The organism is Tessaracoccus rhinocerotis, from assembly GCF_007197885.1.
Taxonomy (GTDB): domain Bacteria; phylum Actinomycetota; class Actinomycetes; order Propionibacteriales; family Propionibacteriaceae; genus Arachnia; species Arachnia rhinocerotis.
Map to the genome: position 1 here is coordinate 16239 of NZ_VKKG01000001.1, position 12189 is coordinate 28427.

Annotated in this window: 13 protein-coding genes and 1 pseudogene; 3 read left to right on the plus strand and 11 right to left on the minus strand. The window is 68.8% G+C overall.

All coding sequences use genetic code 11. The features are described from left to right. Position 1: 1 nt before the first annotated feature. Positions 2-682: a potassium channel family protein gene (locus FOJ82_RS00095; protein ID WP_143936446.1), complete on the plus strand. Its 681-nt coding sequence runs from the start codon at positions 2-4 to the stop codon at positions 680-682. Here FOJ82_RS00095 and FOJ82_RS00100 read toward each other — a convergent pair. Genes FOJ82_RS00100 through FOJ82_RS00115 form a run of 4 tightly spaced genes read right to left on the minus strand, consistent with a single transcriptional unit; the run spans position 679 to position 2763 of the window. Next, on the minus strand, positions 679-1053 hold the full coding sequence (locus FOJ82_RS00100; protein ID WP_143936447.1) for an OB-fold nucleic acid binding domain-containing protein: 375 nt from the start codon (positions 1051-1053) through the stop codon (positions 679-681). The genes FOJ82_RS00095 and FOJ82_RS00100 overlap by 4 nt on opposite strands. Continuing rightward, positions 1053-1850: a DUF3710 domain-containing protein gene (locus FOJ82_RS00105; protein ID WP_143936448.1), complete on the minus strand. Its 798-nt coding sequence runs from the start codon at positions 1848-1850 to the stop codon at positions 1053-1055. The genes FOJ82_RS00100 and FOJ82_RS00105 overlap by 1 nt, the downstream gene beginning before the upstream one ends. After that, positions 1847-2314 carry a dUTP diphosphatase gene (gene dut, locus FOJ82_RS00110; protein ID WP_143936449.1) on the minus strand — a complete coding sequence of 156 codons (468 nt, stop codon included), beginning with the start codon at positions 2312-2314 and terminating at the stop codon, positions 1847-1849. The genes FOJ82_RS00105 and dut overlap by 4 nt, the downstream gene beginning before the upstream one ends. After that, on the minus strand, positions 2311-2763 hold the full coding sequence (locus tag FOJ82_RS00115; RefSeq protein WP_185975551.1) for a DUF3093 domain-containing protein: 453 nt from the start codon (positions 2761-2763) through the stop codon (positions 2311-2313). The genes dut and FOJ82_RS00115 overlap by 4 nt, the downstream gene beginning before the upstream one ends. A 66-nt stretch (positions 2764-2829) precedes the next feature. On the opposite strand from FOJ82_RS00115, the gene FOJ82_RS00120 reads away from it, so the two are divergent. Then, positions 2830-3132 carry a DUF4235 domain-containing protein gene (locus FOJ82_RS00120; protein ID WP_143936451.1) on the plus strand — a complete coding sequence of 101 codons (303 nt, stop codon included), beginning with the start codon at positions 2830-2832 and terminating at the stop codon, positions 3130-3132. Positions 3133-3135: 3 nt separating this feature from the next. Here the strand turns inward: FOJ82_RS00120 and FOJ82_RS00125 are convergent, their stop codons facing one another. Further along, the gene (locus FOJ82_RS00125; protein ID WP_143936452.1) at positions 3136-3432 is read right to left on the minus strand and encodes a DUF4193 domain-containing protein; all 297 of its coding nucleotides are present in this window, start codon (positions 3430-3432) and stop codon (positions 3136-3138) included. A 165-nt stretch (positions 3433-3597) separates the two neighbouring features. Here FOJ82_RS00125 and sepH point away from each other — a divergent pair, with 165 nt between their 5' ends. Next, on the plus strand, positions 3598-4536 hold the full coding sequence (sepH, locus tag FOJ82_RS00130; RefSeq protein WP_143936453.1) for a septation protein SepH: 939 nt from the start codon (positions 3598-3600) through the stop codon (positions 4534-4536). 72 nt (positions 4537-4608) lie between these two features. On the opposite strand, the gene FOJ82_RS00135 is transcribed toward sepH, so the two are convergent. From FOJ82_RS00135 to FOJ82_RS16070, 6 genes and pseudogenes are all read right to left on the minus strand, one after another. After that, the gene (locus FOJ82_RS00135; protein WP_281279925.1) at positions 4609-7977 is read right to left on the minus strand and encodes a family 20 glycosylhydrolase; all 3369 of its coding nucleotides are present in this window, start codon (positions 7975-7977) and stop codon (positions 4609-4611) included. Continuing rightward, a pseudogene (locus FOJ82_RS16820) lies at positions 7972-8253 on the minus strand (discoidin domain-containing protein); the annotation flags it as partial. The gene FOJ82_RS00135 and the pseudogene FOJ82_RS16820, both read right to left, overlap by 6 nt. A 347-nt stretch (positions 8254-8600) precedes the next feature. After that, positions 8601-9242: a thymidine kinase gene (locus tag FOJ82_RS00140; protein ID WP_143936455.1), complete on the minus strand. Its 642-nt coding sequence runs from the start codon at positions 9240-9242 to the stop codon at positions 8601-8603. Then, complete coding sequence (locus FOJ82_RS00145; RefSeq protein ID WP_143936456.1) at positions 9235-10476, minus strand: glycosyltransferase; 1242 nt, start codon at positions 10474-10476, stop codon at positions 9235-9237. The genes FOJ82_RS00140 and FOJ82_RS00145 overlap by 8 nt, the downstream gene beginning before the upstream one ends. After that, positions 10476-11594, minus strand: a complete 1119-nt coding sequence (locus FOJ82_RS00150; protein WP_185975552.1) for an alkaline phosphatase family protein — start codon at positions 11592-11594, stop codon at positions 10476-10478. Before FOJ82_RS00150 ends, FOJ82_RS00145 begins: the two co-directional genes overlap by 1 nt. Beyond that, a complete protein-coding gene (locus FOJ82_RS16070; protein WP_185975553.1) occupies positions 11594-12175 on the minus strand; it encodes a DUF5998 family protein in 582 nt (193 codons plus the stop codon). Before FOJ82_RS16070 ends, FOJ82_RS00150 begins: the two co-directional genes overlap by 1 nt. Between the last annotated feature and the right edge of the window lie 14 nt (positions 12176-12189).

Consider the following 12189-nt stretch of genomic DNA (forward strand, 5'->3'; position numbering starts at 1 on the left):
CATGCGCGTCGCAATCGCCGGGGCCGGGAACGTCGGACGTTCCATCGCCCGTGAGCTCATCTCGAACGGCCACCAGGTCCTGCTCATCGACAAGGACCCGCACTCCATCAAGCCCGACTCAGTGCCCGGCGCCGAGTGGTTCCAGGCAGACGCCTGCGAGCTCGAGAGCCTCGAGAACGCCGAGATCGAGAACTGTGACGTAGCCATCGCAGCCACTGGCGACGACAAGGCCAACCTCGTGCACTCGCTGCTGGCGAAGACCGAGTTCGGGGTGCCGCGCACCGTCGGCCGCGTGAACCATCCCGGCAACGAGTGGATGTTCGACGAGGTCTGGGGGGTCGACGTCGCAGTGTCCACCCCGCGCATCATGTCCGCCCTGGTCGAGGAGGCGGTTTCCACGGGTGAGCTGGTGCGGCTGTTCACGTTCAACCGCTCCACCACGAGCCTCTCGGAGATCCGGCTCCCCGCCACCAGCCCCTTCGTCGGGCGCCGCGTTCGCGACCTCGAGCTCCCCGCCGACGTGGTTCTGGTCGCGATGATCCGCGACGGCGTCCCCATCGTCCCCGAGGCCGACGGCGCGCTCGAGGGCGAGGACGAGATGTTGTTCATCGTGGGCCAGGAGTCCCAGGCCGAGTTGGCCACCATGTTCGAGGACTCACCCCCGGAGCACCCCGGACGCTAGAGGAGCACCTCGAAGTCCGGGTTGTAGATGACCTTGCCGGACTGGTCACCGGCCAGCCGGCCGGAGACGAGAATCTCGGTGCCGGGTACCACGCAGTCCAGCCGGCGGTGGCCCATCCAGACGAGCTTCACCGTGCCGGACCCGTCGCTCAGTTCGGCCTCCAGCCAGCCGGAGTCCGGTTGCGCCGTCATGGCCGAGATGGTCCCGCGCAGCTTCACGACCGAACGCGGAACCGCCTCCGAGATCTGTTGGGCGCCGCTCTCGCGGGCGCGCTCCTGCTGGTCCTCCGCCTCGAGCTCCTCGGCGGTGGAGAGGATTCGACGAATCCGGGAGCCCAGCGACCGGCGGGGCTTCCTGGGACGTTCAGGCATCACTGCTCCGGTTGCTTCTCCCCGGTGGGCACGGTCATGGCCAGCAGGCTGCCCGGGGCAGCTGGGCTGGTACCGCGTCGCACCACGAGGTTGCTGAAGAACTCGAACAGGGTCAGCTGCGCCTCCTCGTTGTCGGGCTCGAGGGCCGCCCGGCCCATCAGCACACCGCGCAGCACCCATCCGGGCCCGCTGACGAGCCAGGTGCGGGAGACGTGGATCGCGGCGTTGCCCTTCGGGTCGGTGACCGGCAGGCGGCGGCGCAGCTCGGCACCGAACGGTCCGCGAACCACCTGCACCTTGCCCTTCTCCCGCTCGGTGGCGGAGATGATCTCGTCGCGGATCTCGGGCAGCAGCGAGGTGCGCATCGGTCCGGCGAACGCTGCCACCTCGATGGCGGAGGCGCCGTCGGCCACGAGGATGGCCTGCACCTTCTGCTTGGACTTGTCCACCTGCAGCTGCATCTTCATGTTGTCGAAGGGGGTGACCACGATGGTCCCGAGGTCCAGGCGCTTGGTGTCGTCCGCCTCGAGGTCCACCTCCTCGATGTCGAAGGGTCCCCAGTCGCGGTCGAAGGCGGCGTCCCACTCCTGCCACTTGCCCGCCTCGGGGTTGGCGCCGGAGCCCTCGCCGGCCGCGGCCTCCTCGGTGAGCTCCTCACCGGCGGAGGCCTGCGCGTCCTGCGTGCCGGCCTCTGGGACGTCGAGTGGATCCTCCTCCTCGAGGACCTCGTCGACCACCTCGAGGTCCTCGCGGGGCTCCTCGTCAGCGGCATCGTTGCGCTTGCGTCCGAAAATCACTTGTTTGGCCTCCCTGGCAGTTCATGGATCTGGTGACCCACACCTGTTGAACCATAACCACCCGAGCCGCGCTCCGTCTCGTCCAGATCATGCACAGGCGTGAAACTGGCGGTGACGAAGGGCATCACGAGCAGTTGCGCGATGCGGTCCCCCGCGGACACCTCGACGGGATGCCGGGGGTCCAGGTTGACGAGGCACACCAGCACCTCGCCGCGGTAGCCGGAGTCGATGACCCCCGGCGCGTTGACGATGCTCAGCCCGGTACGGGCGGCGAGCCCCGAACGGGGCGTGACCAGGCCGACGTGCCCCTCGGGCAGCGCGACCCGCACCCCGGTGCCCACCAGGGCACGTTCGCCGGGTGCGATGGTGATGTCCTGCGTGGAGCGCAGGTCCGCGCCCGCATCGCCCGCGCGGGCGTAGGTGGGGAGCTGTTCGGGCGAGTCGAGGACGACTGGGATGTTCACCGCTGTCCCTTCGCGATGTCGGTGATGGCTGCGGCCAGGTCGGTGGCGCGACGCGAGCTCACGAGCCAGTGCGGGTGGGGGTCTGCCGGATCCGCCAGCTTCACCCGGACCAGGTCCTTGACGTAGGGGCGGGTGTGGAGGAAGTCCCGCTGGTCGGCACCGACACCGACGGCAGTCGCAGCGTCCTCGCCGTGCAGTGCCTCGGCGGAGTCGATCCACTCCCCCTCCAGCCTGTACCGCCCGACCCACAGGGTGTCCCCGGCCACGCGCACGGCTGCGTGGCCGTAGGAGAACAGGACCACCCCGAGTGCCACCGCGATCAGGCCGACGACGACGCCCCCGAGCTCGATCGGGACGTAGGCCAGGACCGCGGCCGCGAGGCTCACGACCAGGACCACCAGGAGCAGCCACCACACCCAGGGCACGCGTAGACGTTCTTGATAAGCCACGGGTCCCAATCTAGCCCGCCGCGTGCACCATAATGAACTCAAGTCAGCCAACGCGAGAGGAACACCATGGCATTGTCCGAGAAGGTCTTCTGGAAGATCTACGCCGGCGTCCTGGGGGCCGCCACCCTGGTCATCTCCCAGAAGCTGGTCACCAAGGCGTGGGAAGCGGCCACCGGCGACGAGCCGCCGGACCCGAACGACCCCGAAACGCCGCTGGCGCCCGCCGTGTCATGGGCGATCGCGAGCGGGCTCGGGGTCGGGATCTCACAGCTCGTCATGAACCGCTTCGTCCAGCGCCGGTGGCTCAAGAACATGGGCCACCGGGCGCCGGGCGGTCTCACCAACAAGCTGGATCTGAAGAAGAAGTAGGGCTCAGACGCAGTCGACGCAGTACGGGAGACCGTCCTTCGTCTCCGCGAGCTGGCTCTGGGACTTCACCAGGAAGCACGAGGCACAGGTGAACTCGTTCGCCTGTCGCGGCAGCACCTTGACGGTGAGCTCCTCGTGGGAGAGGTCGGCACCGGGGAGCTCGAAGGATTCGGCCGCCTCGACCTCGTCCTCGTCCACTTTTCCGGAGTTCTTGTCGTTGCGCCGAGTCTTCAATTCCTCGATGGAGTCCTCGGAGAGCTCCTCGTCGGTCTTGCGAGGGGCGTCATAATCAGTGGCCATGTTCAGGTCCTTTCCCTGCGCACTGCGAATGTCGGACCCAGCCGACGGGTAACGGCGACATGGTACACAGCGGAGACAAGATTGGCGAAGAACCGCTCGCGCCGTGCCCACAGGGGCTTGTGACACGCTGATAGGTTGTCAGCCAACAGGAGTACAGGAGAGCCAATGGACAGTGCACTCAGCCCACGGGAGATCCAGGCCAGGATCCGCGGCGGCGCCTCGGTGACCGACGTGGCCGAGGAAGCCGGTGTGGACGTCGAGCGCATCGAGGGATTCGCGGGCCCGGTCCTCGCCGAGCGGGAGCACATGACCCGCACGGCGCTCGCCGCGACGGTCCGTCGCCGCGGTGACGGCACCGGGCACCGCAAGCTCGGCGACATCATCACCGAACGGCTCCGGGCACGCGGCATCGACGCGGACGACGTGGTCTGGGACTCCTGGCGGATGCCGGACAGGCGCTGGGCGCTCGTCGGCCGCATCGAGGACGAGGACGAGGCTGCCTCACGCAGCGCCGAGTTCCTCTTCGACCCCAAGGGACGCTTCAACGTCGCCGCGAACGCCGACGCACGTTGGATGATCGGCGAACAGCTGCCCGGACTCGAGACCCCGGACAACGAGAACACCGTGGACTTCCAGGACGAGTTGGCCCTCGTGCGCGCCACCCAGGACACGCCTGACGTGCCGGGCGACGACGTACCGCGCCCCGACACCTCCTATGATTCGGACGCCACCTCCGAGCTCGACGACCTCTACGACATGATGAGCGGCATCAGCGAGGACTCGGTGCGCATCTACGTCGGGCTCGACGAGGAGGGAGAACCCGTCCACAACGCTCCGACGGCACAGGCCGACGAGGCGGACACCAAGTCGGCCCCCGAAGGGTCACCAGCGGGCCCCCACGAGCCCCAGGGCGCCCAGGTCTCCCCCGCCGCACCCGATGTCCCCGCCGACGGCCAGACGGTCCTGGAGCCCGAGCAGGACGCACTGGTGGAGGCACCTGAGGAGAGCCTGCAGGAGTCGCCGAAGCCGAAGGGCAAGCGGCGCCGCGCGAAGATTCCCAGCTGGGACGAGATCATGTTCGGTGGACCCACCAAGGACGCTTGAACCGCCTCACACACTGGACAACCAAGAGGGCCGCCCGGGAGATTCCCCGGGCGGCCCTCTTCAGTGCTCCTGTCAGCGGAACTTCACAATGTTGTTGAAGACCCACCGGTCCACGAGGCCGTAGCTCCAGGACCCGTCGGGGTTCTGGAATCCGGCACCGAGGTTCTCCACCCAGATGTAGCTGCGGCAACCGTTGTTGCCGGTGGCAGGAGTGTTGCACTCGGTGCGCCACTTGCGACCGTCGGCCGCCTCCCACGCCCCGGGGTTCCCCAGCGGGTTCGACGCCCACAGGGACTTCGGTGAGGGCAGGTACGTCAGGTTGTTGAAGTTCCAACCGGTGCTCTGCGTGAAGACACCGTCGTCGTAGCTGACCTGCGTCGACCAGATGTCGGTGAAGCAGCGGAACGTCCGTGAGTACGGCTCACAGGCGGTGTGCCACTTGCGTCCGTTCACGTCATGGTAGCCCGGCGTCGTGTAGACGTCGGAGGCGTCCCAATGCTGCCCGTCGCCGCCCGGCGTGACCGTGACGGTAACGGTGGGTTCAGCGGTGGGCTCCTCGTTCGGCTCCTCACTCGGCTCCGGAGTGGGCTCGACGACGCAGCCCTCGGCGGGCGCCCAGACCTCCGGAACCACCGGCTCGACCTCCGGCTGCTCCTCCCCGGGGAGGAGGCCCCAGAACTCGACCTCGGCCGCAGTGGCGAACACGTGGGTGTCGTTGTGCGGGGCTGTGGCGGTGAGCCGGAAGTGGCGAGCCGTGACCTCGACCTCGGTCTGGAACGCCTCGGTGCCGCCCGTCGGGATCGTCACGCCCGCGGACAGGGAGGTCCAGTTCTCGCCGTCCTCGCTGGTCTCGACGTCGAACGTCTCGAAACGTCCGTTCGGGCTGTCCTGGCGGGGCACGATCACGATCGCGCTCACCTCGTGATCCTCGCCCAGGTCGAACGTCATCCAGTGGGGGTAGTCCGGTGCGGGAGCCGCCCACTGGGAGTGCCAGTAGGTTGCGTGGTTGCCGTCGACCAGGGCGTCGGCCACGCCGTTGGGCTCGGGCTCATTGGTGGCATCGGACGAGACCGCAGCCTCGATGCCGGTCAGCAGGCGGCCCGACGGTGCGAGCGTCTGCGATTCGACCGTGATGACCTTCTCCACGAAGCGGCCGAGCGAGTCCTGGACGCGCAGGAGGTGGTCTCCCTTCACCGTCTGGTACGGCGCGTAGTGGCTGTGGAAGGCGTTGCCCTCGGCGTCGGTGCGCAGGGTTCCCACCTTGTCACCGTCCCACAGGACGTCGACGTAGGCGTTGGGCTCCAGGCCCGCGAGGCTCACGGCCACGCGGGAGTCGTCGCGCATGGTGGTGGCGGCCAGTTCCATGCTGGGCGCCACGCACTCCTCGAACACCGGCTGCGCCGGGGCCTCGTAGTCACCTGAGGCCACGACGGTGGCGGTCAGGACGCGCCCGTCGGAGAGGGTGACGGTGACTTCGTGGCTGCCTGCCGCTGCGTAGGAGTGCTCGGCACCGATCCGGTACAGCCCGGCTGCGGCCACCGGTGTGCGCGGCGCGTCCGTGGTGAACGTGCCGGCCACGGGTGCAGAGCCGTCCCCGAAGTCGATCGTTGCCGTCAGCGGTGCCGCGAGGGCCGAGCGGCTGGCGCTGTCGGCGTCGTCGACCGAGTCCACTGCGATCGCGGTGCCGTCCTCGGAGACCTTCGTCCCGGGGGCGACCACGTGTGCGACCTCGATGCGGGCCGAGGAGCCCGTACCGGCCTGCGCGTCGGCACCGGCGGCGTCGGTCTCCCACTCGACCCGGTTCCCGTCGTAGAAGTTGCTGCCCATGACGGCAAGTCGGGGCCCGATGCCGGCCATCCGGTCCAGGTACTCACCGACGTCGCGCTGGGCGCGCGGCGTCCAGCCAACCTCGGCGTGCGAGATGGCACGGGGGAAGATCAGGAACTCGTTCTGGTCACCGCCGCGGTGGGTCTCGGACCACAGGGGCGCCTCGGGACCGAGGATGTCGGCCTCGTCGGCGTTGGGGACGACGTCGGCAGGGTCCCAGTTGTAGTAGTGGTCCAGATCGCCCTGGCCGGCCCAGGTGAGCCCGATGGGAGTCTTGGGGTGGTACTTCATGTCCAGGTAGGCGGCGTTGGCACGGGAGGCGATGACCTTCGCACCCTGCGAGACGGCGTTGGCGACGTGGCTGAGGTCACCGATCCAGTACTGGATGACGTCACCCTCGCTGAGCTTTCCGGAGTAGGAGATCTCGGTCCAGCCGATGGGCTTCTTGCCGAGGTCGCGCACCAGCGCGACGCTCTGCTCCACGAACGAGACGAAGCTCTCGTGGGGGGTCACGTGTGCCTCGTCCCCACCGATGTGGATGTACTCGCCGGGGGTGATCGCGGCGAGCTGGCCGAAGATGTGGCGCAGGGACACCCAGGTCTGCGGGTTGTCCACGTCGAGGGTGGACTCGCCGACGTCGCCGTCGTTCTGCTCCATGGTGGTGCCGTAGACGGTGGTTGCGGGCGCCGTGCCCTCGGAGTTCAGTTCCGGGATCGCGTGCAGCATGGCCTTGGTGTGGCCGGGCACGTCGATCTCGGGGATCAGCGTCACGAAGCGCTCGGCGGCGTAGGCGACGATCTCCTTGTACTCATCCTGCGTGTAGTAGCCGGTGCGGCCGAGTTCGGACTTGTAGGCGTTGCCGTGCGAGAGCATTGCCGACTGGCCGGAGATCTCGGTCAGCCTGGTGTAGTCCACCGGGTCGCCCTCGGCCTTGCCCTCGTTGGTGATCTCGATGCGCCAGCCCTGGTCGTCGGCCAGGTGGAAGTGCAGGCGGGACTGCTTGAAGGACGCGAGGGTGTCGATGATGGCCTTGACCTCGTCGACCTCGATGAACGAGCGCGCCGGGTCGAGCTGGACGCCGCGGTGCACGAACCGGGGAGCGTCCTCGATCTCGACGGCGGGGGCGCTCCACGTGGCGTTGACCGGGGTGTCGGACTCGATCATCGCCGGGAACAGCTGGCGAAGGGTCGTGGTGCCGTTGAACAGGCCGTGGGCGGCGGGGGCCGTGATCACGGCGCCGTCAGCGGTGACGTCCAGGCTGTAGGCCTCGTCGGGGCTGGGGCCGTCCGGGCTCTGGTAGGCCTCGTCGATGACGAGCCGGATGGAGTTGGTGGGTGCGTCCGCCACGACGGGCAGTGCGAAACCGGTCGAGGTGCGGAAGCGCTCCGCCAGTTGTTCGGCCACGGCGACGGCGTCGCCGGTTGCCTCCAGGCGGGTGTCGGCGTGGAGCACGAACGGCTCGCCGCCGGTCTCCACGACCTGACGCGGCAGGGGCACGAGCGGCAGCTCGGTCGCAGGTGCCACCACGGGCTCGGGTCCGTCCCAGACCTCGAGCTCGAACAGTGAGATGCCCCACTTCGAGCCACCGATCGGGGTGCGGTCGAGTCCCTGCATGCGCACGAACTTCCAGGCGGCACCCGTGGTCTCATCGTTCAGGTTCTGGGTGTCGGTGGTGTCGCAAACCGGCTGGATTTCGGCGGTGGCATCGACGAACGTCTCCCCGTCGGCCAAGACCTGCAGCTTGTACCGGGCGGCGCAGGCGGCCTCCCAGACGATGTTCACGTGGTCGATGACGGTTGCCTCGGCGAGCTCGACCTGGATCCAGGCGGTGTCGGAGTGGTTGGAGGACCACCTCGTGCTGGTGTCGCCGTCGTTGGCCGCGGCCACGGGCCACCTGCCGTCGGCGACCTAGGTTCCGCTGGCCGTGGCCAATCCACCTTCGGACTGGAGGGCGACATTCGCACCGTCCGCAGCCTGCGAGACGGTCGGCGCCCAAGTGGCCACCATCCCCGTCAGCAGGAGGGCGAGAGCGGAGATGATCGCCACGACACGTGACGTTTGGGAGCGCATCCTTGCACCTCTTCGTAGAGACTCGACTGCGGCCAGCACGTTGTTGTGCGGCCTCGCCGATACTCGCACAGCCCTCACGTCGTGGGGAACGGTCACGGGCCCTGAGGGGCGAGATGCGAAGCGACATGAGCGATTGCCGCCAGGACGACGGAAAACGCCGCGGGACCTCAGCTCTCGAAGGGCAGCGGGTCGGGCGACAGCGTCGCCTTGGCGCGGGTGGCGGTCACCCGCCGCCGGTGGTGGGCCCGGCACAGCACCTCGTAGCGCACCTCCGCGTCACCGACGGTGTCTCCGACCACCACCTGGGAGCCCTCGGTGACCATGATGCCGTCGATGGTGCGCGCGTTGTGGGTGCCCTTCTTGCCGCACCAGCAGAGCGGCCCGATGGGCAGGGTCTCCACGCGGTCGGCGAGTTCGACCATGCGCTTGGAGCCCGGGAACAGCTGGGTCCGGAAGTCCGCGAGGATGCCGAAGCCGTAGACGTCCAGCTGCAACTCGTCCACGATCCGCGCCAGCTGGTCGACATGCTCGGCCTCGTAGAATTGCACCTCGTCGCACACCAGGTAGTCGACCCGCTGGCCGGTGGTGAGCTCGCGGATGACGTAGGTCCAGAAGTCGAAGTCCTCGTTGACCTCGATCGCCTCGGTCTCCAGTCCGATCCGCGAGGTGACCCGGGGGGTGCCGGAGCGGTCCTGACTGGTGAACACCCGCCCGGCCCTCCCGTGGGTGGACTGGGTGTGGTTCAACTGGAGCGCAAGCGTCGACTTGCCACAGTCCATCGGTCCCGTGTGGAAGACGAGTTCAGCCACGCCGTCCCACCCCTTCCTCCAGCAGTTCCCTGTACGCGGCCTCGTAGAGCTCCCCCGTGCGGCGGGGGGTAAGCGTCGGCATCAGTTGCGACGCCGCGGCAGACATGGAGTGCCGCAGCTTCGGGTCCATCATCCGCCGCATCCCGGCGGCCAGGGCGGCCGAGCCCGGTCCGGTCAGCAGTGAGGACTCCTCCGACAGGCCGACGGTCAGCCTGTCATCGCACAGGAGCACCGGCAACCCGGCGGCCACACCCTCGGCGATCACCAGCGCCTGCGAGTCGAACCGGAAGCTGCTGAGCGCGAGCACGTCAGCGTTGACGAGTTCGTAGGCGATCGCGTCCAGGGAGCTCAGGTGGCCGCGCATGTCGATGTTGTCTGCTCCCCGTGCGAGCGATCGCAGGAGGTCGCGCTGGTCGCCGTCGCCGACGATGACGAGCTCCGCATCCGGCAGGTCGGCCCGGCGGAAGGCCTTGACCAGCACGTCGAGTCGCTTCTCCTTGGCGAGGCGGCCCACAGAGAGGAACCTGACGACCCCGTCGTCGCGGCGCTCCCTCTCGGCCTTCCCGATCGCCTCCAGCATCCCGCGGTTGACGCCGGTGGGGACCACGAAGGCCTTGAGGTCGCCGTCGGCCGCCTCTGTGATCAGGTCCTTCATGAACGGCGATGGCACGGTGTAGGCGTCGACCTTGCCGGCGATGTCCGCGAACGAGGCCCAGTCCATGCGGGCGGCCACTCCCCCGGTCTCGTGGTCCTTGTGCGGCAGGCGGGACCGCGGCGGGGACTTGCGACTCGCGCGCGTCAGGAAGGGGTTGATCAGGACCTGGTACGACAGCGTCCCGAAGATGGAGGACCGCACCGTCTGGTGCGTGCCGGCGATGTTCGCGTGGAAGGTGTGCAGGTGCGGGACGCCCTGCAACCGCGCGATCCGAGAACCAAGTACCAAGGCCCCACGGTCCGTCTGTGAGTGGATGATGTCGAAGCGGCCCTGGGCACTGATCAGCCGGGCCCGGCGCTCGGAGCAGTGCAGGACGCTCAGGTGGGCCGGGAGGCCCTCGACGTAGATGGTGGGGCACTCGATGATGCGGCACACCCGCGGCTTCTCGAGGTGCCGGTCGGGCGCCACCAGGGTGACCTCGTGGCCGAGCGCCGTCAGTTCCTCGAGCTGGGTCTGGACCGAGCGGGAGATGCCGCCCGACGACGGGAAGAAGTCGTCGATCAGGATCGCGATCCGCATCACCGCGGACCGATCGCGAACAGTGGCACCAGCATCTCCGCCGGCGTGAGGGACCCGTGCATCCCAACGAGACCGAACTCACCCGGGAAGTTGTGGCTCATCACCGCCCAGTCCTCGCGCATGGCCACCAGGACGTCCCCGATCCGTGGCATGGCCAGGGGATCCGGGTCAGCGCCGAACCAGCCTGCAGCGAGGGCGTCGTCGCGCAGCACCACTTCAGCCCGCTCCCCCATGAACCCGGCCCAGACCGCGGCGAGTCGGGGCGCGTCGTCGGTGTACAACTGGCGGAATCGGCCCTCGCCTGCGATGTGCCGGTAGCCGGCGAGCTCGGGGTGGTCGTCGGCGACGATCTTGCGGTCCTGCGGCACGTTGACCATGCCGTGGTCTCCCGTGACGAGCAGGCAGACGTCGTCGGGAAGGGCCTCGGCGAGGTGAACCACGAGGTCGTCGATGCGGGCCAGTTCGTCCAGCCACTGCCAGGACCCGACACCGTGACCGTGGCCGTGGTGGTCAAGCAACCGCTCGTAGGCGTAGACCACGTCGCTGCCCTGCAGAGCGGCACCGATCAGGTCGGTGAAGTGCTCCGGGTCCGACTCAAACTCCACCCCGTGGTGCCGGGTGCCCCCGAAGGCCATCCGAGTGAGCGCACTGTCGGCGAACCGGGTGAGGCTGACGGCGGCGCTCCGGTGGCCCTGACGCGCGAGGCGCGAGAAGACGGTGGGACGCAGCGTGAACGCCTCCACGTCCTCGGGGCCGCCGTCCCAGCTTAGGGCGTTCAGCACGCGGTCCGCGGCGGGGTCGAGGAACGTGTAGCCGACGACGCCGTGGTGCCCCGGCACCGCTCCGCAGCCGAGGCTGGTGAGCGAGGTCGCCGTCGTGGAGGGGACGGCGCAGGTGAGGGTGAGCGCCGAGGGCATCAGTGCGGCGAGGTGCTCGGCGTGGTCGGCGTGCTCGGCCAGCGGGTACCAACCCAGACCGTCGACCAGAAGGATGACGTACTTGCGGGCCCGCGGCAGGTCGATCACGGGTTCCCCGCCGGTGAGCCTGGCCTCGATGCTGGGCAGCAGGTTCGCGAGCGTGGCCCCGTCGTAGTCGGGCAGGACGAACTCGGGGACCATCAGCCGATCCGACGCTGCAGCAGCGCCCCGAACTCCAGGAGACGCCTGGTGTTGTGGTCGCCGTCGCCGGCAGGGCTCATGCGGAGGGTGAGGTCGTTGGGCACCTGCATGCCGGTGAAGCCGTGGTCCGCGTCGCAGTCCGGGTCCTCGCAGGTGGCCGGTCCGATGTCCAGGCGTCGGGCCGCGCCCCAGACCAGCGTGAGCCACGTCTCGACCAGTTGCGCGTCGCTGCCCGGGAAGACCTCCGGATGTGCGATGGAGCGCGTCACCACCACGGAGTCCACCGCCCGCAGGGCGACGACCTCGGCGGTGGTCAGCGCACGCCCGGGAACCCCGTTGTCGCCGTCGTCGGTGTGACAGATCAGCAACTGGGTCTCCGTGAGCACCAGCACGGTCATGTGCCGCTGCACCTCGTGGCCGGCGAAGGTGGCCTCGTGGTGGACCAGGTGACCCTGCACCTCGGCCTCCCCGAGCCCCCCGGCGATCGTGTCGCACACCAACTGGGGGTAGAAACCACACTCCGCGATCTCGGCGACCAGATCGGCGGGAAGCGGAGTTCGGGTCTGGTTGGAGTGGGTCACCCGGCCATTGTTCC